The following is an 18,211-nucleotide window of genomic DNA, read 5'->3' on the forward strand; positions in this document are numbered from 1 at the left end:
TGCCGCTTAGCGACAACTGTTTTTTATTTACGTAAGGTTAATTTGGCAATACATTCGCATCGCGGTGTTTGTGGTAACATGTCCACGTTCTCAATTAAACGCACGTCGTAGGCTTCGGTTAGTAAAATTAGGTCTTGAGCTAACGTTGATGGATTACAGGAAATGTAAACAAAGGTTTGTGGTTTAATCTTGAGCAGCGTTTTAATTAAGCTCTTAGCCAAACCAGTTCTTGGTGGATCAACGATTAGGGCATCAACTGCTACGCCAGTTTCTTGCAAGTGCGGCAAAACCTTTTCGACGCTGCCTTGAAGATAGTCGGCGTTTTTAATATGGTTGAGTTCAACGTTATGCTTGGCATCTTCAACGGCTTCAGGAATAGTTTCAATTCCGATAACTTGTTTTACTCGGTCAGCGGCTAGGATACCTAGGGTACCAACGCCGCTATATGCGTCGATTAAAGTTTCGTCTTCTCGGAGGTCTAAGAACTTCAATGCCTCAGAATACAAATTGGCTGTTTGCTGCGGATTTAATTGGAAAAAGGCGCGCGGTGACAGGGCGAACTTTTTACCTAAAATTTCTTCAATAATCTTGTTTTTACCAGCAAGCTTTTCGGTTTTATTACCCCAGACTTGTGGGTTGCGCCAGTCGGTTTCGTTTTGATAAACGCTAGCAACGTCAGGCAGGTTCATGATTTCTTTACTTAGTGGCAGTAAATTCTTGATTTCGTGACCAACCGTAATTAGGGTTACCTGAATTTCTTTAGTTGCCTCAGCTTCGCGAACAACGATGGTCTTTAAGCCCGGTGTATGTCTGTATGGATTAGCCACAGCCACGTGCATCTTTTCAACCAAAGCCTTGATCTGCCGTTCAACCTTTTGCGTAGACTTACTTTGCGTTGGCATGACTGGTAAGTCATAAAGGTGGTGCGAGTTAGGAGCGAACAAACCTAAGTTGGTCTTGCCGTGGTCTTGTTCAATTTGGTATTGTGCTTTGTTACGGTAATGCCATTCGTCTGGTGCTGCAATGGTCGGCTTAACCTTATATTTTTGGTAGCCACGAGGATGAAATTTTTCTAAAGCCTCGAGCACATTGTCCCGCTTAAATTCCAGTTGCTTAGGATAAGCCAAATGAGCTAATTCTAGGCCACCAATTGCTGGATTGACACCCTTAGGAAAGGCAACGCGGTCAGGACTTTGTTCTTTAATGCGGACAAGTTCGCCCTGAAGATAGTGGGGAAAGTCCTTAATGATTTTGGCAACTACGACTTCACCCGGTAAAGCACCCGGAATAAAGATAATCTTCTTGCGGTAATAGCCAATCCCCTCGCCGTTAATTCCAAGGCGTTTAATGGTGATAATGACGTCTTTTTCTTTTGCTTGTTTTTGTTTAAAATTTTTGCGCATAATGTTCTTTCTACAATAAATAATTAACTGTTAATTATTTATTGTACTCCTCAGAAAAAGTTTTTAGCAAGAAACACGAAAATTTGCTAGCATATAAAGGTAAGGTAAAGAGTTAGAAAGGTGAGGCCAAAATGCCAATCATTACTAAAGTCAGCAGTCAAAAGCGGCCGGGGCGCTATAATATTTTTCTCGATGGGCAGTACGCCTTTTCAGCTAGTGAACAAACCGTTGCCGAATTTATGTTATTAAAGGGTCAGGAGTTAAACCTAAACGAATTAACAGCAGTTAAAAAGTTTGATGTGTGCAGTAAAGCAACGGCACTGGCTTCAAATTATCTCAGTTACCAAGCCCGGACGGTTTATGAGGTCTTGCAGTATTTACAAAAGCATGGCATTGAGGACGAGGCTGCGCAAAATGCGGTAAGCCAGTTAAGTGCGATGGGCTTTTTGGACGATCGCAAATATGTCACTTTATCAATTAAGCAGAGTCTGCGCAGCGGCACTGACGGGCCATTGACGTTAACGCGCAAGTTAACCCAGAAGGGAATTGATCCGGCGATTGTTCAAGAAGAATTGGCAGAAGTGGCAGATGAGGACTGGCTGGACACAGGATTACGCGTACTAAAATCCCTAAAAAGTCAAGTTGGCAAGGTTTCAGAGCGTGAGTTAAATCGTAAAATGAATTCAAAGCTGTTGAGTCACGGCTTTTCTAGCGGCATTGCCAGTTTGGTCGTTGAAGAAGCTGACATGAGACCAGACAGTGATGCTCAAGTTGAGGCGCTTAAAAAGCAGGGCGTCAAAGCCTATAAACGTTTTCGCCGGCTGCCGGAAAGCGAGCGCGAACGCAAAATTCGTAATTATCTGTTTACTCATGGCTTTGCCAGCAACGAAATCGACGCGTTTTTAGCTGGTGAGATTATACCGCTGGATGAATTAGCCGAATACTAGGAGGATTATAATGAAACAAGCACAAGAAGAATTAACTTTTGTTGGTAGACCTTTTCCAGATGCGATGATGGATCAGGAAAAGACTTTTTCCGGTTGTAATTTAGAAATGGAAAACAATGTGGTTTTCCAGAAATTTTTAAAAAGCAATCATTTAACAGGTAAGCGCAGCAGTCTAGTGGTGTTTGGCCCAGAAAACTTCATGTATTGGTATGGTGTCATTGCACCTAAAGAAGTTAAAGTACCAGCTGGCTTAATGAAGTTTGTCTTGCCGCAAACTCAGGTAGCCCGAGTTGAATTACCAGAGCAAAGTCTTGCCTTTTTCAATCAGCCACTTAACTTCGTTTTACCCGAATTAATTGGCAAGGTAACTGACGCAGGAATTCAGGTATATGAAAATATGGGCGATAGTACCACACCATATATCTTGCAAAGTTTAGATTTGGATACAAAAAAACTGTCCCAAGACTTGTATCTTGAAGACAGTAAATAATTAATGTTGTTTGGGGTCGATTGATAAGTTGTCGTATTCGACATATGCCCCAAGGCAAGTTGACAGTAACATAACCAAAAAGACAATGCCAACGGATTTACCAACAATCTGGTCGAGTGTCAGGCAATTGCGGACTAAAAACGTTGCCGCAAAGCAAAGGATAAAGTCGAGTGCCATGTTGGCAAACAAGAGAAGATAGCGCCGTCTGATACTGAAGAAGCGCAATAATTGTTTAAAGAAGCCGTCATCAACAGAGATTGCCAATAGGTCAACGGGGCGTTGAATTGTCGCCTTAATGGCAAACATGATTGTGGCACCAACTAGTGCGCCAATGGTAGTTCTGAATAAGTCGGCCGAATGCAGTACTAGTGCATCATAGCCAATACCGATAATTAGTAGACTGCATAGGTAGGGAATTAGCAATAAAAACGTAAAAACAAGCAGAACATGACTTTTTTTCATTAAATTAACCTCGTTTCTTACGTGCTATTCTAACATATCGCGGGCTTACATGATATAATGTTATTATTTATGTTGATGTTTTAAGAAAGAGAGCAAAAATTATGACTAGCGACCCTGCCAAGGGGAATTTATTTAAGCGAATTAAAAATAAATTTTCCCCTGCAAGCGATGAAGAAACCAAAGAACATTTAGCCACGGAAATTACGACACTGCGTGAGCATAATAAAATTAGTGAAACGGAATGTTCCATGCTAAATAATGTTTTGGATTTTCAAGGGCGGATGGTCCGCGAGGTAATGGTTCCGCGGATTGACGCGTATATGGTGGATTGCTGTGATAGCTTTCAGGATAATCTTGACGACATTTTGCGTGAGCCTTATTCACGCATTCCTGTGTACAAGCAGGATAAGGATAAAATTATCGGGGTCATCCATATTCGGACAGTGCTGCGGAAGGCGCGAGAAAAGGGCTTTGACAATATCGATTATGAAGATGTGATGAACCCGCCGCTATTTGCACCAGAAACAACCGATTTAAGTGAATTACTAGTTGAAATGCAGCAGACGCAGCAGCAACTAGCTATTTTGACGGACGAATACGGCGGCGTGGTTGGCATTGCTACAATTGAAGACTTAATTGAAGAAATTGTGGGTAATATTGATGATGAAGTCGATCATGCTGAGGTCTTATTTAATCAAATTGGTCCTAATAAATACGTCATTTATGGTAAGATGCCGCTAGTAGACTTTAACGAACAATTTGGCACTGACCTCGAAATGGAAGATGTCGATACAATTGCCGGTTTTATGATTACTAAGCTAGGAATTATTCCGGCCAAGGGTGAAAAGTTATCGGTTAAGCTTGATAACGGCATGGTATTGACAACTAGAAGAATGATGCGGTCACGGCTTATGACGGTGTTATTAACAATTCCAGAAGAAAAACAACAGGAAGAAGAACAAGATAATTAATGAGTAAAGAACTTTTAGATAAAGTAAAAAGAAGAAGAACATTTGCAATTATCTCGCACCCCGATGCTGGGAAGACGACGATTACGGAGCAAATGCTTCTTTTTGGTGGGGTAATTCGTAGTGCCGGAACGGTTAAGGCACGTAAAACCGGACATTATGCCACCAGTGACTGGATGGAAATTGAAAAGCAGCGTGGGATTTCAGTTACCAGTTCCGTGATGCAGTTTGAATATCAGGGCAAGCGTATTAACATCCTTGATACTCCAGGACACCAAGACTTCTCAGAAGATACTTATCGAACCTTAATGGCTGTAGACTCGGCTGTGATGGTAATTGACTCCGCTAAGGGGATTGAGCCACAGACCAAGAAGCTGTTTAAGGTTGTTAAGCAGCGTGGTATTCCAATTTTTACCTTTATGAACAAGTTGGACCGCGATGGTCGCCCGCCACTAGACTTAATTGCGGAATTAGAAGACTTACTTGGCATTGAAGGCGTTGCGATGAACTGGCCGATTGGGTCTGGACAAACGCTGCAGGGACTGTATGATATTGCTAATAACCAAGTGGAATTGTATCGCAAGGATGGCGAAGATCGCTTCTTACCTTTAGATAAAGATGGTAAATTATCGGCAAGTGAACCATTTGGTCAAAATCCACAATTTCAAGATACCTTGGATGAGATTGATTTAATTAAGGAAGCGGGCAATACCTTTGACTTTGATAAGATTATCAAGGGCGACCAGACACCAGTGTTCTTTGGCTCAGCTTTAACTAATTTTGGTGTGGAAACTTTCTTAAAGAGCTTTGTGCAATTAGCACCGGCTCCTGAAAGTCACGTAGTTAACGGTGATGAAAAATTAAGCCCCGACGATTCTGAATTTTCTGGCTTTGTCTTTAAAATTCAGGCTAATATGAACCCACATCACCGCGATAGAATTGCCTTCGTCAGAGTTGGTAGTGGTGAGTTCAAAAAGGGACTTGATGTTACTTTAGCTCGGACTGATAAGCCAATCCGCTTAAATAATGCAACCGAATTTATGTCTAGCGAACGTGTGCAGGTTACAGATGCCGTTGCTGGTGATATTGTCGGCTTGTACGATACCGGTAATTTCCAAATTGGCGATAGTATCTACGCTGGTAAGCGTAGAGTTGTGTATCCAGCGCTACCTGAATTTACGCCGGAACTATTTGTGCGTGTTACTGCTAAAAATGTGATGAAGCAAAAGTCCTTCCACAAGGGGATGACGCAGCTGGTTCAAGAAGGGGCCATTCAGCTTTACCGTAATTACCAGACTGATGAGTATATTTTGGGTGCCGTTGGTCAACTGCAGTTTGAGGTCTTCAAGTTCAGAATGAAGAATGAATATAACTCAGATGTAGAAATGACGAGTATTGGTCACCGGGTTGCTCGTTGGATTGATCCCGATCAGCTTGATCCGGCAATGTCGAACAGTCGTAACTTGCTTGTTAAGGATCGTTACGATCAACCGCTCTTCTTATTTGAAAATCAATTTGCGGAGCGCTTCTTCAAAGACAAGTATCCAGATGTTAAATTAACTGAAAAACTATAACAGCAAAAATGGTTGGCAAAATGCCAACCATTTTTGCTATGCTCTAATTTTTCCTTATCCATGTTCAAATTTATGATAGTTGTTAATTAAATTTTCTGATAATTTAGAATAAATAAAAAAGCACTTTAAGAATTACCTTAAAGTACCTAAAACTAGCAACGGTTATCTTACTTATCAACGTGAATTTCGACCACGCGTTGATTTTTATCAAAGGTTACTAAGTATGAAGGGTCACGTTCTTTAATCAAGCGTTTGATAATGAACTCAACTTCATCCTTGCGCACACGGCGATCGTGATTTTCGATAGCAATTCCGATTGCCGTGTCGCTTTCGGTATAAACAACAGAAGTATTACCCAAAGAGTAAACTTTGACATAGTTAACATCAGTTGAGTTAAGCTGACTGTGTACTAAATCCCGATAACTATTGGTTACATCTATTAAATGCATGGATTTCACCCGTTTCTTGTAGTAGTTTTGTCAACTCTAGTATAACGCTAATTTGTTGTTTTTTCTCTAAATAAAAGCATGATTATTGTAATTTTGAATAATCATGCTTTTGCTGTATTTTATTAAAGTTCAGTATCTGGAGTAGTTGCTGGGGCAGGATCTACTTGCTCATTAATCACAATGTGATTGTCAGAAACACTTGCAGTTAAGTTCTTGGCATCTGGATGATCAAGCTTGAAGTCAGCTACGCGATCTTCAATTTCTTCTTGAATAGTTCTGCGCAGAGGCCGTGCACCCATTGCTGGATTGTAGCCATCCTCGACTAATTTCTTCTTGGCATCGTCAGTTACCGTAATTTGTAAGCCCTGATTTTTGACCATATCATTGGTTTCATCAAGCATCAAGTTAACAATCTTAACGAGGTCGTCCTTTGATAATTCGTTGAACTCAATGACGTCATCAAGCCGATTCAAAAATTCAGGCTTGAAGAATTGACTCATGGAGCTTCTAGCTGAATCTTTTTCTTCGTCGGTATTTTCAGCCGCAAACCCAACACTGGTATTTTTAATTCCCTGACCAGCATTAGAAGTCATAATGATGATTGTGTCTTTAAAGGAAACAGTCCGTCCTTGTGAGTCGGTTAGCCGGCCGTCGTCCAAGATTTGCAAGAACAAGTTCATTACCGACGGGTCAGCCTTTTCGATTTCATCGAGTAAAATCAGGCTGTAAGGGTGGCGGCGTACTTGTTCGGTTAATTGTCCAGCTTCTTCATAGCCGACATAACCAGGAGCAGAACCGATTAATTTGGAAACAGAATAGGATTCCATAAATTCCGACATGTCAAAACGAATCATGGCGTTTTCTGACCCAAACATTTGCTTAGCTAATTGCTTAGCTAATTCTGTCTTACCGACCCCAGTTGGACCAACAAAGAGGAAGGAACCAATTGGACGACCAGACTTATTAAAGCCGATTCGGTTGCGGCGGATTGCGCGAGCAACTTTATCAACGGCTTGATCTTGACCGATAACGTGGGCCTTTAAAGTTGGCGCCAAGTTTTGCAACTGGTTTTCCTCTTGCTTTTGCAAATCGCCAACAGGAATACCAGTTTTTTCTTCAACAATCTTGTTCATAATCTTGCTGGTAATAATCGGTGACTTATCAGGATCGATCTTTTGATCTTTTACCTTATTATATTTTTCGATTTGGTCGCGGTAATATGCGGCCTTTTCGTAGTCTTCGTTTTTTAGTGATTCCTGCTTCAATTGTTGAGCAGCAGCAATTCGTTCTTTAATCTTATCTTTATCAACGTAAGGAATGGTCAGATTCATTCTTGAACCGGCCTCATCGAGCAGGTCGATGGCCTTATCAGGCAAGAAACGATCTTGAATATAACGCTCAGACAGTTCGGCCGCTGCTTTAATTGCATCGTCTGTGTAGTGAACGTGGTGGTAATCTTCGTAGCGCTTTTGGATACCTTGCAAAATGCGAATGGTTTCTGCAACTGATGGTTCCTTGACGTCAACAGGTTGGAAGCGGCGGGCTAAAGCCGAATCCTTTTCGATTTCACGGTATTCTTTTAACGTAGTTGCGCCGACTAATTGCAGATCGCCGCGGGCAAGGGCAGGCTTAATAATATTACCAGCGTCCATTCCGCCTTCTGCGTTCCCAGCACCGACAATTTCGTGAATCTCATCAATGAACAAAATAATGTCGTCATGTTGTTGCAATTCTTTAATCAGCTGTTGCATCCGCTGCTCAAATTGACCACGAATACCGGTTCCTTGAACAAGTGAAACAACGTTTAGTGAAATAATTCGCTTGTCTTGTAATTTAGCAGGTACCGAACCATCGACGATTTGTTGGGCGAGGCCTTCGACAACTGCTGTCTTACCAACGCCGGCTTCACCAATTAGAACCGGATTATTTTTAGTTCTCCTATTTAAAATCTCGATTACCCGAGCAATTTCCTTATCCCGACCAATCACTGGGTCAATTTTGCCCTTTTTAGCTAATGCCGTTAGGTCAGTGCCGTATTGGTCAAGTAATGAACGACCACCATTATTGCCGCCGTTAGCTCTTTGCGGCTGGCCTTGATTAGCGTTGTTAAATGCAGCGTTATTACCGTTCATGCTATTAAATAAGTCATCAAAGTCTCCGAAGAAACCGTTGTTGTCATTATTCATATTAATATTTCCTTGTTGTTTAAGTTCTTGATAACATTGTCCACATAAATTAATTTCGCGACTTTGGCCATTAACCTTCGCATAAAGGTGAATGGAAGCAGGCCGCTTTTGACAATTTTGACAAAGCAATTATACTTACCGCCTTTCATTTCAAGTTTACTAAATTATATAATTAGCACTCTCAATAATCAAGTGCTAAAACTCAAAAACTTATTTTTTGTAAGTTCAATAAATATGTTAAAATAACAGTGGTCGTTAAGTAAAAAAGACAAAAAAGACGGTGATATTTTAGTGGATTATCAAAAAATTCTTGAACAATTGGCTGATGGTGAGCTTGACCAATATGAAGTTGAACCCCAAGATGCCTTTGGTTTTCAAACTGCGTTGCGCGCGTTTGGCAAAAGACAAAATATAACAGGCCGCGCCTTACGTGGTGGAAAAATCATTTATTCACAGTCAAAAGTAGAAAATTGATGATGTAAACTGTTACATTTATGTTGTCTAATTCACAAAAAAATGATAGTCTAATATTCGAATAGGTATTTACTACCGTTTTGATTTTTCAATTTAAAAGGAGATAATTATAATGGAAAAACGCGATTTTCATGTTGTTGCAGAAACAGGTATTCATGCTCGTCCAGCTACACTTTTAGTACAAGCTGCTTCTAAATTTGGTTCAGATATCAATTTGGAATACAACGGCAAGTCAGTTAACTTGAAGTCAATCATGGGTGTAATGTCACTCGGCGTTGGTAAGGGTGCAGATGTTACAATCAGCGCTGAAGGCGATGACGAAAAAGACGCCATTGCTGCTATTACAGACACAATGAAAAAAGAAGGTTTAGCTGAATAATGACCAAGACTTTAAAAGGAATTGCTGCAAGTGATGGTATCGCTGTAGCACCTGCTTATCTCTTGGTAGAACCAGATCTTTCATTTACGAAGACCACTGTTGCCGACACTGCTAGTGAATTGGCTCGCTTTAAAAAGGCGACTGCTGCTTCAGTTAAAGAAGTTGAACAAATTCGCGACAGCGCAAAAAAGAGTTTAGGCGAGGACGAAGCTCAAGTATTTGAAGCCCATTTGATGATTTTGAATGACCCTGAATTTACAGGAGCCATTGAAACTGAAATCAAAGATCAAAAAGTTAATAGTGAAGCCGCACTTGATGAAACTGCACAAAAGTTTATTGCAATTTTTGAAGGAATGACCGACAACGCTTATATGCAACAACGTGCTGCTGATGTACGCGATGTTTCTAAGCGGGTAATGGCCCATCTTTTGAATAAAGAATTGCCTAATCCAGCTGCAATTGATCATGAAGTTATTGTGGTTGCGCATGATTTGACACCTAGTGACACTGCTCAATTAAATAAGCAATTTGTTAAGGGTTTTGTAACTGATATTGGTGGTCGGACTGCGCACTCAGCAATTATGGCTCGTTCACTTGAATTGCCAGCTGTTGTTGGGACTGATTCAGTTACTAAGGACGTTGAAAACGGCCAGACTTTGGTAGTTGACGGTTTGAACGGTGATGCAGTTGTTGAACCAAGTGATGAGCAAGTAGCTGATTACAAGCAAAAGAGTGAAGCATTCTTAGCACAAAAGGCTGAATGGGAAAAATTAAAGAACGAACCGTCAGTTACTGCTGATGGTAAGAAATTCACCATTGCAGCTAACATTGGTACACCAAACGATATGCAAGGTGTTAATGATAACGGTGCTGAGGCTGTTGGCTTGTATAGAACCGAATTCTTGTACATGGATTCTAAGGACTTCCCAACAGAAGACCAACAATTCGAAGCTTATAAAGAAGTTATCGAAGGAATGCACGGTAAGCAAGTTATCATTCGGACAATGGATATCGGTGGTGATAAGCACCTCGATTATTGGGACTTACCAGACGAAATGAACCCATTCTTGGGTGTCCGGGCAATTAGACTGTCACTGAAGAACGAAGACATTTTCCGAACCCAATTAAGGGCATTGCTTAGAGCTTCTGCTTATGGTAAGTTAGGAATTATGTTCCCAATGATCGGTACGTTGAATGAATTACGCAAGGCCAAGGCAATCTTAGCTGAAGAAAAGGCTAAGTTGACGAGTGACGGCGTTAAAATTGGTGATAACTTAGAAGTTGGGATGATGATTGAAGTTCCAGCTGCTGCAGTTTTAGCTGATCAATTTGCCAAGGAAGTTGATTTCTTCTCAATTGGAACTAATGACTTAATCCAATACACAATGGCTGCTGATCGGGGTAATGATAATGTTTCTTATCTTTACCAACCAGCTAATCCATCAGTATTACGCCTAATTAAGCATACAATTGATGCAGCTCATGAAAATGGTATTTGGTGTGGCATGTGTGGTGAAGCCGCTGGCGACAGCACCATGTTCCCAATTTTATTGTCAATGGGTCTTGATGAATATTCAATGAGTGCAACCTCTATTTTGCGGATTAGAAGCTTAATGAGGGAGTTCAATACTGAAGATATTAAGGAATTGGCAAATAAAGCATGTTACATTTCTGAAACTGCTGAAGAAAATGAACAGTTAGTTGCCGACTTGATGAATAAGGTTGACAAGTAAAAAAAACAAAGAAATAGTACATTATCAAAGGTAATGTACTATTTTTTGTTTCACCTTTAATCTTTCTTGGTAAAAAAGTCACAGTTTATTCACTTTTAGGCTGTAATATAAAAATATAATTAATTACGAAAATACTACTTACAAAAAAGAAGTAATATGCTATAATAGATATTAGTTAAGAAGTAGTATGTTCAAAGGAGCGTGAAATATATGGTTAATTTATATATATCTCCGAGTTGTACCTCGTGTCGTAAGGCAAAGGCTTGGTTGAAGAAACATGACATTGCTTTTAAAGAAAGAAATATTTTCTCTGAGCCTCTTACTAAAGACGAGCTTATTCAAATTTTGCGGATGACAGAAAATGGTACCGAAGAAATTATTTCAACGCGTTCAAGAGCTTTCCAACAATTAAAAGTTAATCTTGATGATTTATCAATCGATCAATTGCTTGATTTGGTTGAGAAGAATCCAAGCTTATTGAGACGACCAATTATTATGGATGATCGGCGTTTGCAAGTTGGTTACAATGAAGACGAAATTCGTCGGTTCTTGCCACGGAAAGTTCGTCGGCTTGAACTCGAAGAAATGCAAAAGATTGCCGACTTATAATCTAGCAGTGTTTTTAATAAAAAAAGCGTTGGTTTTTTAGACTAACGCTTTTATTTTACCTGCAAAGTACGCTACAATGAATAAAAGGATCCAATGGAGGTGAAAACTCGTGCAAGTTGATCATATTAATGAAAATACTATTCGCGTCCGGATAGATAAAAATGAATTAGCTAATCGTGGATTAAAGGTTTTAGATTTATTGGGTGATCGGGATAAGATCCAGCATTTCTTTTATTCTATCTTAGATGAAGTTGATACCGATCATTCCTTTAGTCAGGATGCTCCGGTAACTTTTCAAGTAATGCCAAATAACGGCGGCTTAGACTTGTTAATTAGTAAGGTAACTGATAAAGATCGCGATCATTTAACACAAATGTTTGGTGGTAATACAGACTCTCAGGAAGCGTCTGATGATCCGCGTAAGACGTCGTTTATTGATTTGGATTCTGATGAGGAGCCAGATGATGACGAAACTGAAGAACCTCCTGTTAGCAGCTCTCAAGGTGGTGCGCAACCGCAATCAAAGAAGCCATTTTGGAAATTTCAAAAGAAACAAGCGTATAGCTTCAAAGATCTCGATCCGCTAACTGAACTAGCAGATAATTTGCGGGCTAGTGATTTGTCCTCAAGTCTATATTTTGAACGAGGAGAATTTTACTTAGAATTAACATTTAATAATGAAAATTACGCGGAGATTAAACCAGCAGATGCTTGGGCAATTGCGAATGAGTATGGCATTAAAGTCAAGGCTAGCGAGATGGCGCGAGTACGGACAACGGGTAAATGCCTAATTGCTTGTGATGCATTGGGCTATTTGCGGCAGTACTTTGGTAAAAATAATCGCTAAATAATTTTAATTAAAAAGGCAAGTGAGTAACTTGCCTTTTTGCGTACTTAAATTTAGGTGATAAATTTGTACGCAGCATTATTAAATAAGCAATTGGTTTTGGCCGCTACTGAAGCGGCACAAATTAAAAGTAAAACACAAAAAAACTATTCTTGTCCGCGATGCCATCATCGTGTGCAACTGATTAAAACAGCTCAAGGTGCATATTTTAAGCACTTAACGCGGTCAACTAACATGATGGGAGAAAAGGCAGAACATGCGTTGAGTAAAGCGCTTCTAAAAGAAGCATTGCGAGAGGCCGGCTTTAACGCACAACTAGAAATTCCACTTGCTCAAGGGCAGCTGCGAGCAGATGTTTTAGCAAGCCCGCAATTAGCGTTTGAAGTGCAATGTGCGCCGTTAAGCCTGGCAGAATTTAATCATCGACATCAGTTATATTTTGAAATTGGAGTTGTTGATGTTTGGGTTGTAGGTCAGCGTCATTATTTACAAAGGCAAATAAAAAAGTCACAGCTGATTTTTTTCCGTAAAAACCAGTTGTGGCGCGATTATTATTTGGAAGTTAATCCTAAAAGAAAGAAATTAATTCTTAAGTACAATGTTTTACTTGAGCCGGTAACTAGTCGAGTTCATTATCAAATGATGACATTTGCTTTAAACGCACAAGGGTTACAACGTTTGTGGCATTTTCGGCCGCAGCTGAAGACATATCAAGTTAATTCTGCTGAGCAGCGGCAATATTTGATGCGGCAATTAATGCAGAAAACAAAAATAGGGCAGTCAATTGCGACTGCCCTGTATGTTAAAAAGATGACACTCGATGATCTACCAGAAAAAGTTTTTACTGAGATGCGTTACGTGGGCCAACTTAATAATGTTCTTGCGTACTTAAATTAAGCGCAAATGATTAGTTTTGCGCAAAGCACAATCTTTGGTTTCTTCTTCAAAGTTTTCGATTAAGCAGGAATCATGTTTTAAAACCTTAATTAATCTGTCGTGAGCAACAATTCCCTCTAATAAAATGCCGTTGTAATTACCGCTCTCATTATAAATAATGGTGGTTGGTGTGTTGCGCACACCAAGTTTATCGGCGAGCTCTAGGTCCTGTTTGATAGACTTATCAACATACTTATTAGTTTTGGGACTGGTAATCTTGTTAAAATCGATATTCAATTTTTTAGTTATTTTTCGGGCTAAATTTTCAGAATAACGATAGAAATTAATGTTCAGGGCCTGTTGCAATTCAAACAAATAGGCCCGAGCTTTTTTATTACCATATTCAAACTTAATCGCATGATAAAGGCGCAATGTTTGAAAAGAGGCCATTGTATACTTGGAAATATCAGTTAACTTTTGACCTTCTTTACGCCGTCGTAAAATATCCTCTTTAATTACTTTGGTGTTAGTAATCGGAATGTAATTGAAACAAGTATCAATGTTAAGTTCATCAATGGCTTGCTTAATTAAAAGTTCTGTCTCATAACAGTAGATGCCAATTGGATTGACAAAGAGAAAAATCTCAAACATCTTTAATTTCTCCTTCAAATTTCCAGTTAGTTATAACTTTAACAAATAACTAATATAGAAACAAAGAATACGCTCACATAATTACATTCTAACACAATGACTGAAGGCTCGAGCAATTTTGGGTTGATTAGTATTAGTTTTAGTTTGCTTAAAATTATAGCTGTTTTCAAGTGAAATAAGAATTTTTTTGATTAAAGTGGGATTAGAGTTTTCAATCTCTAATTCGTAATCTTCGTAAGAATCTGGGTAAGTAGTGGCATCTAATGTTAACTCACAATTTTCGGGTCCAGTAGCTAGAATGCGGTGAGTTTTACTAAAAGTTTGCAAGTGTAAATTAAGCTGGGAACCGAAATTATCTTGCAAGTATTGTTCCACATTACCGTTAAATGTTACGATCGTCCCCTTTTCTGCATGCTGGACAAGTTTTTGAGCAGCTGCTAGTTTTAAATCGTCATTAATTTCGACTGCTTCATGAAAATCGTGTTGCACAAGCTTTGAGTGGGGAACCTTAAGCGTTTGTTCAGCATGATCCGTGAATAAGCGCACGCGGCAGCTAATCTGGTGCTTTTTTAATAAGCTATCGGGGGTGTCAAAATAATAATTCGCCTGTACAAAGTCACTTTTAACGGGGAAAGCCGTACATAATTTTTGATAAACTTCTTTAGTTAACAATGTTTTAGCTTCAATTTCAGTATTTTTAGTCATCAGTAATTACTCCAATCTGTTTACTCTTATTGTATGTTAAAATGAAGATGCTGTTTGAGAAAGGAATTATTTCAATGGAAATGGATTGGGACAACTTTTTATGGCCATACACAGAGGCCGTTAATGAGCTAAAAGTAAAATTTCGGGCCCTTAGACAAAGTTTCTTGACTAAGGGAGAGCACTCACCAATTGAGTTTGTCGTTGGTCGGGTGAAAACAGTTGATTCGATTAAAGAAAAAATGACGCGGCGGGTAATCAGTCCCGACGTGATTGAAACCGATATGCAAGATATTGCCGGCATTCGGATTGTGTGCCAGTTTGTTGACGATATTTATAAGGCAGTGGATTTAATTCATGACCGGCAAGACATGGAAGTCCTGGAAGAACGTGACTATGTACAGAACGCCAAGCCTTCTGGGTATCGATCTTACCACATGGTAATTTCTTATACGGTTTATTTGCCGGACGGCGCTAAAAAGTTGCTAGCCGAAATTCAGGTGCGGACATTAGCGATGAACTTTTGGGCAACGGTCGAGCATACTTTAAATTACAAGTATCAGGGCTCTTATCCAGATGATATTTCTGAACGTCTTAAGTCAACGGCGGAGACGGCATACAAGCTAGATGAGGAAATGTCTTTAATTAAGGATGAGGTTCAGGAAGCGCAGAAGATTTTTACCAAGAATAAAGGTAAGGAAAAATCATGAGAATAACGATTGCTCATAATACCAATGAGGAAACGTTGCGAGTGGTAGCACATTTAAAAAAGCTGCTGCAGGAAAAAGACGATGTTGTTTTTGATGCTAAATATCCGGATGTGGTAATCACGGTGGGCGGTGATGGCACGTTAATCAATGCCTTTCATCGTTACGAAGCCCAGGTCTGTTCAATCCGGTTTATTGGGATTCATACTGGTCATTTGGGATTCTATACTGATTGGCGCAGCGATGATGTTGATAAGATGGTTGATGCACTCTTTTTGCATAAGCCAGAGTCGGCCAATTATCCGTTATTGGAAGTTGAACTTGAAACCGAGGCGGGCGAAAAAAAGCATTTCTTAGCCTTGAACGAATCGGCGGTAAAACGTGTTTCACGCACTTTGGAAGCCAATGTCTATATTGAGGGGCAATTGTTTGAGAATTTTCGCGGTGATGGCTTATGCGTGTCAACGCCAACTGGCTCAACTGCTTACAACAAGTCGCTTGGCGGCGCCGTGATTCATCCGCGGTTAAAAGCCTTGCAAATGGCTGAGATTGCCTCGATTAATAATCGGGTATTTCGGACTTTGTCTTCGCCGATTGTGATTGCGCCTGACCAGTGGATTACGATTGTTCCGGATGCCGATCATTTGGTGATGACAATTGACGGTCAGCGTATTGATGTTCGCAATGCGAAAAAGATTACTTATCGGATTTCGCAAAAGGTAATTCGCTTTGATCGTTTTGGTCACACCCGATTTTGGTCGCGGGTGCAGAGTGCCTTTATTGGTGATAAAGATGACACTATTTAAGTTAAAATTTACAAGTGATAGCCCCCAAAAATTAGGGGCTTTTTTAATGAAGAATGGCTTTTCAAAGCAAGCCGTTAATAATGCCAAAAATCACGATGGTCTAATATTGGTTAACCATAAACGGCGCTACACAAGTTACCAATTGCATTGCGGTGATGAAATTATTTTTGTACCGGGTCAAGAAAAGGCGAACCCGTGGTTGCGGCCCTCAAATAAGCCGTTAAATATCATTAAAGAAACGGCCAATTATTTGGTTGTAAACAAGCCAGCTGGCGTTTTGTCGATACCTTCACGTTATGAGGACGATGACGCTCTAGTTAATCGTGCTTTAGGATATTTTGCGCAAGATAAAGGAATAGCTAAACCGCATGTAATTACTCGTCTTGACCGTGATACTTCGGGGTTAGTTTTAATTGGCAAGAATCCGATTGCCCACGCGCGTTTTGCCAAGCTAAGTAAGAATGATTTTGTAAAAAAATACCATGCTGTGGTGCACGGCAATTTTGTGGAAAATAAGTTAATGGGGATGATTAAGGCGCCGATCAGTCAAAAAGCCGGCACGGTTGTGCGGCAAGTTGATCCTGCAGGGCAACCAGCTGCCACTGAATACCGCGTTCTTGAGCAAGTATCTGGTGCCAGCCTAGTTGAATTGTGGCTGTTTACAGGTCGCACGCACCAGATTCGCGTACATATGCAGTCGATTGGACATCCGTTATTTGGTGATCCGCTTTATGGCGTGGCGGATAAGTTTACAAGACAAGCTTTGAATTGCTATTATTTGGCTTTTCCGGACCCTTTTGCAAATCGGCAAGTGGAAATTAAAATTGCGGAGCCAGATGATATGCGGCAATTATGGCAAGAATTGAAAAAATAAGCATCAAAAAAAGAGTTGTGTTTATGCACAACTCTTATTAATCATTCGAATAATACGCATGTGCCTTCTGGTACGGCAATATCCTTTTGGATAGGTGTTAGACAACCATTGTTGGCATCACGGGTGTAAAGCGTGGCGTTATCTGTATTTTGATTAGCAACAACAACGTATTCTTCGTTTTTATCCCAGTTAAAGTCACGTGGGAACTCGCCAAACGTGGAAACTCGTTGAGCAAGTTGCAAGGTGTGGTCAGACTTAACACCAAACACGGTGATTGAGTTATGGCCTCTATTAGAGACGTAAACGTACTTGCCATCGCTGCTCATCCGAATTGCAGCGGCGCCATTATGTTCAGTGTAGTCTTCTGGAATGGTTGAATAAGTTGCAATATTTTCAAAAGTCCAATTATTTTCATCGAACTTAACGACATTAACTTTGCTGGATAATTCGCCAGCAACGTAAAAGTAGTTGCCATCGGGGCTAAAAGTAATGTGGCGACTGCCAAAGCCCGGTTCGTTCTGGTAGCTAGCCAGGTGCTTCAGTTTGTTATTGCTTAATGCATAAAAGTCGACACAATCATTACCCAAGTCGCAGCTAACGAGGTTACCGTTAGGTGTTTCATTGAAGAAGTGTGGATGCGGACCATCGACTTGCTCAGGCCGCGGACCCAACGTATCAGCAGTATGCGTTACTGAATCGAGCAAGGTTAATTTACCATCCCCAGTGTAAGAAAAGACTGCTAACACGGCTGTATGATAATTGGCGGTGTAGAGCAGTTTTTGCTGTTTGTTGATGCCAACATATGCAGGAGATGAGCCAGCTGTTAAATAAGAATCAGTTTCTTGATATGCACCGTTAACTAATTTGTAGGCGCTAATTCCGCCTTTATCGCCAGCATTATTAATCGTAAAAATCAGGTCGCTATCTTGAACAAAGTAGGTTGGACCACCAATTTTAATAATTTCTTTTGCCTGGCCAACTTTAGCCGAATCCTTGGTCTCAAGCGGTAATTCGTAAATTCCGGTGGCTGCTTTTTTAGTGTAGCCGCCAATTAATAGCCTCATATTTTAACCT

20 protein-coding genes are annotated in these 18,211 nt (G+C 40.2%); 13 read left to right on the forward strand and 7 right to left on the reverse strand.

Going from position 1 to position 18,211, the window contains the following annotated elements; all coding sequences use genetic code 11:
* Nucleotides 1-23: 23 nt before the first annotated feature.
* Nucleotides 24-1,403 (reverse strand): 23S rRNA (uracil(1939)-C(5))-methyltransferase RlmD, encoded by a 1,380-nt coding sequence (gene rlmD / locus PT287_RS09145; RefSeq protein ID WP_277134384.1) that lies wholly within the window; start codon nucleotides 1,401-1,403, stop codon nucleotides 24-26.
* A gap of 131 nt (nucleotides 1,404-1,534) precedes the next feature.
* Between rlmD and recX the strand changes: the two genes are divergently transcribed.
* Both recX and PT287_RS09155 read left to right on the forward strand, forming a co-directional pair.
* Nucleotides 1,535-2,350 carry a recombination regulator RecX gene (gene recX, locus PT287_RS09150; protein WP_277134386.1) on the forward strand — a complete coding sequence of 272 codons (816 nt, stop codon included), beginning with the start codon at nucleotides 1,535-1,537 and terminating at the stop codon, nucleotides 2,348-2,350.
* A 10-nt stretch (nucleotides 2,351-2,360) separates the two neighbouring features.
* On the forward strand, nucleotides 2,361-2,840 hold the full coding sequence (locus PT287_RS09155; RefSeq protein ID WP_277134387.1) for a hypothetical protein: 480 nt from the start codon (nucleotides 2,361-2,363) through the stop codon (nucleotides 2,838-2,840).
* Here the strand turns inward: PT287_RS09155 and PT287_RS09160 are convergent, their stop codons facing one another.
* A complete protein-coding gene (locus PT287_RS09160) occupies nucleotides 2,841-3,302 on the reverse strand; it encodes a hypothetical protein (RefSeq protein ID WP_277134389.1) in 462 nt (153 codons plus the stop codon). It lies immediately after the preceding gene.
* A gap of 101 nt (nucleotides 3,303-3,403) precedes the next feature.
* Here PT287_RS09160 and PT287_RS09165 point away from each other — a divergent pair, with 101 nt between their 5' ends.
* Entirely contained in the window at nucleotides 3,404-4,273 is an 870-nt protein-coding gene (locus PT287_RS09165; protein WP_277134392.1) for a hemolysin family protein, read from the forward strand.
* Complete coding sequence (locus PT287_RS09170) at nucleotides 4,273-5,844, forward strand: peptide chain release factor 3 (protein WP_277134394.1); 1,572 nt, start codon at nucleotides 4,273-4,275, stop codon at nucleotides 5,842-5,844. Before PT287_RS09165 ends, PT287_RS09170 begins: the two co-directional genes overlap by 1 nt.
* 167 nt (nucleotides 5,845-6,011) lie before the next feature.
* Here PT287_RS09170 and PT287_RS09175 read toward each other — a convergent pair whose 3' ends face one another.
* Together PT287_RS09175 and PT287_RS09180 are read right to left on the reverse strand one after the other, a co-directional pair.
* On the reverse strand, nucleotides 6,012-6,293 hold the full coding sequence (locus PT287_RS09175) for a DUF1827 family protein (RefSeq protein WP_277134396.1): 282 nt from the start codon (nucleotides 6,291-6,293) through the stop codon (nucleotides 6,012-6,014).
* Between the two features lie 122 nt (nucleotides 6,294-6,415).
* Nucleotides 6,416-8,608 (reverse strand): ATP-dependent Clp protease ATP-binding subunit, encoded by a 2,193-nt coding sequence (locus tag PT287_RS09180; protein ID WP_277134398.1) that lies wholly within the window; start codon nucleotides 8,606-8,608, stop codon nucleotides 6,416-6,418.
* A 162-nt stretch (nucleotides 8,609-8,770) separates the two neighbouring features.
* On the opposite strand from PT287_RS09180, the gene PT287_RS09185 reads away from it, so the two are divergent.
* The 6 genes from PT287_RS09185 (at nucleotide 8,771) to PT287_RS09210 (ending at nucleotide 13,418) form a co-directional block, all read left to right on the forward strand.
* Nucleotides 8,771-8,953, forward strand: coding sequence for a hypothetical protein (locus PT287_RS09185; RefSeq protein ID WP_277134399.1), 183 nt, complete (start codon nucleotides 8,771-8,773; stop codon nucleotides 8,951-8,953).
* Between the two features lie 112 nt (nucleotides 8,954-9,065).
* Entirely contained in the window at nucleotides 9,066-9,332 is a 267-nt protein-coding gene (locus PT287_RS09190; RefSeq protein WP_277134401.1) for a phosphocarrier protein HPr, read from the forward strand.
* Nucleotides 9,332-11,065, forward strand: coding sequence for a phosphoenolpyruvate--protein phosphotransferase (ptsP, locus tag PT287_RS09195; protein WP_277134402.1), 1,734 nt, complete (start codon nucleotides 9,332-9,334; stop codon nucleotides 11,063-11,065). Before PT287_RS09190 ends, ptsP begins: the two co-directional genes overlap by 1 nt.
* Before the next feature lie 210 nt (nucleotides 11,066-11,275).
* Nucleotides 11,276-11,674, forward strand: a complete 399-nt coding sequence (spxA, locus tag PT287_RS09200; RefSeq protein ID WP_277134404.1) for a transcriptional regulator SpxA — start codon at nucleotides 11,276-11,278, stop codon at nucleotides 11,672-11,674.
* 109 nt (nucleotides 11,675-11,783) lie between these two features.
* Nucleotides 11,784-12,521, forward strand: a complete 738-nt coding sequence (locus PT287_RS09205; RefSeq protein WP_277134406.1) for an adaptor protein MecA — start codon at nucleotides 11,784-11,786, stop codon at nucleotides 12,519-12,521.
* A gap of 66 nt (nucleotides 12,522-12,587) precedes the next feature.
* Complete coding sequence (locus PT287_RS09210; RefSeq protein WP_277134408.1) at nucleotides 12,588-13,418, forward strand: competence protein CoiA family protein; 831 nt, start codon at nucleotides 12,588-12,590, stop codon at nucleotides 13,416-13,418.
* Here PT287_RS09210 and PT287_RS09215 read toward each other — a convergent pair.
* On the reverse strand, nucleotides 13,410-14,048 hold the full coding sequence (locus PT287_RS09215) for a DsbA family protein (RefSeq protein WP_277134410.1): 639 nt from the start codon (nucleotides 14,046-14,048) through the stop codon (nucleotides 13,410-13,412). The two genes, PT287_RS09210 and PT287_RS09215, sit on opposite strands and share 9 nt — an antisense overlap.
* A gap of 81 nt (nucleotides 14,049-14,129) precedes the next feature.
* Entirely contained in the window at nucleotides 14,130-14,753 is a 624-nt protein-coding gene (locus tag PT287_RS09220) for a CYTH domain-containing protein (RefSeq protein WP_277134413.1), read from the reverse strand.
* 74 nt (nucleotides 14,754-14,827) lie between these two features.
* On the opposite strand from PT287_RS09220, the gene PT287_RS09225 reads away from it, so the two are divergent.
* The 3 genes from PT287_RS09225 to PT287_RS09235 are packed head-to-tail and all read left to right on the forward strand — an operon-like array spanning nucleotide 14,828 to nucleotide 17,137.
* A complete protein-coding gene (locus PT287_RS09225) occupies nucleotides 14,828-15,460 on the forward strand; it encodes a GTP pyrophosphokinase family protein (protein WP_277134415.1) in 633 nt (210 codons plus the stop codon).
* A complete protein-coding gene (locus tag PT287_RS09230; RefSeq protein ID WP_277134417.1) occupies nucleotides 15,457-16,263 on the forward strand; it encodes an NAD kinase in 807 nt (268 codons plus the stop codon). The genes PT287_RS09225 and PT287_RS09230 overlap by 4 nt, the downstream gene beginning before the upstream one ends.
* On the forward strand, nucleotides 16,250-17,137 hold the full coding sequence (locus PT287_RS09235) for an RluA family pseudouridine synthase (protein ID WP_277134419.1): 888 nt from the start codon (nucleotides 16,250-16,252) through the stop codon (nucleotides 17,135-17,137). Before PT287_RS09230 ends, PT287_RS09235 begins: the two co-directional genes overlap by 14 nt.
* 41 nt (nucleotides 17,138-17,178) lie before the next feature.
* Here PT287_RS09235 and PT287_RS09240 read toward each other — a convergent pair whose 3' ends face one another.
* The gene (locus PT287_RS09240) at nucleotides 17,179-18,201 is read right to left on the reverse strand and encodes a lactonase family protein (protein WP_277134421.1); all 1,023 of its coding nucleotides are present in this window, start codon (nucleotides 18,199-18,201) and stop codon (nucleotides 17,179-17,181) included.
* Nucleotides 18,202-18,211: the final 10 nt, after the last annotated feature.

It is taken from the genome of Lactobacillus sp. ESL0679 (assembly GCF_029433515.1).
Taxonomy (GTDB): domain Bacteria; phylum Bacillota; class Bacilli; order Lactobacillales; family Lactobacillaceae; genus Lactobacillus.

Coding starts and splice junctions, on each gene's coding strand:
- PT287_RS09160 (WP_277134389.1), bottom strand. CDS start 3,302: ATGAAAAAAAGTCATGTTCTGCTTGTTTTTACGTTTTTATTGCTAATT.
- PT287_RS09220 (WP_277134413.1), bottom strand. CDS start 14,753: ATGACTAAAAATACTGAAATTGAAGCTAAAACATTGTTAACTAAAGAA.
- spxA (WP_277134404.1), top strand. CDS start 11,276: ATGGTTAATTTATATATATCTCCGAGTTGTACCTCGTGTCGTAAGGCA.
- PT287_RS09230 (WP_277134417.1), top strand. CDS start 15,457: ATGAGAATAACGATTGCTCATAATACCAATGAGGAAACGTTGCGAGTG.
- PT287_RS09165 (WP_277134392.1), top strand. CDS start 3,404: ATGACTAGCGACCCTGCCAAGGGGAATTTATTTAAGCGAATTAAAAAT.
- PT287_RS09240 (WP_277134421.1), bottom strand. CDS start 18,201: ATGAGGCTATTAATTGGCGGCTACACTAAAAAAGCAGCCACCGGAATT.
- recX (WP_277134386.1), top strand. CDS start 1,535: ATGCCAATCATTACTAAAGTCAGCAGTCAAAAGCGGCCGGGGCGCTAT.
- PT287_RS09155 (WP_277134387.1), top strand. CDS start 2,361: ATGAAACAAGCACAAGAAGAATTAACTTTTGTTGGTAGACCTTTTCCA.
- PT287_RS09235 (WP_277134419.1), top strand. CDS start 16,250: ATGACACTATTTAAGTTAAAATTTACAAGTGATAGCCCCCAAAAATTA.
- PT287_RS09215 (WP_277134410.1), bottom strand. CDS start 14,048: ATGTTTGAGATTTTTCTCTTTGTCAATCCAATTGGCATCTACTGTTAT.
- PT287_RS09175 (WP_277134396.1), bottom strand. CDS start 6,293: ATGCATTTAATAGATGTAACCAATAGTTATCGGGATTTAGTACACAGT.
- PT287_RS09225 (WP_277134415.1), top strand. CDS start 14,828: ATGGAAATGGATTGGGACAACTTTTTATGGCCATACACAGAGGCCGTT.
- PT287_RS09170 (WP_277134394.1), top strand. CDS start 4,273: ATGAGTAAAGAACTTTTAGATAAAGTAAAAAGAAGAAGAACATTTGCA.
- rlmD (WP_277134384.1), bottom strand. CDS start 1,403: ATGCGCAAAAATTTTAAACAAAAACAAGCAAAAGAAAAAGACGTCATT.
- ptsP (WP_277134402.1), top strand. CDS start 9,332: ATGACCAAGACTTTAAAAGGAATTGCTGCAAGTGATGGTATCGCTGTA.
- PT287_RS09190 (WP_277134401.1), top strand. CDS start 9,066: ATGGAAAAACGCGATTTTCATGTTGTTGCAGAAACAGGTATTCATGCT.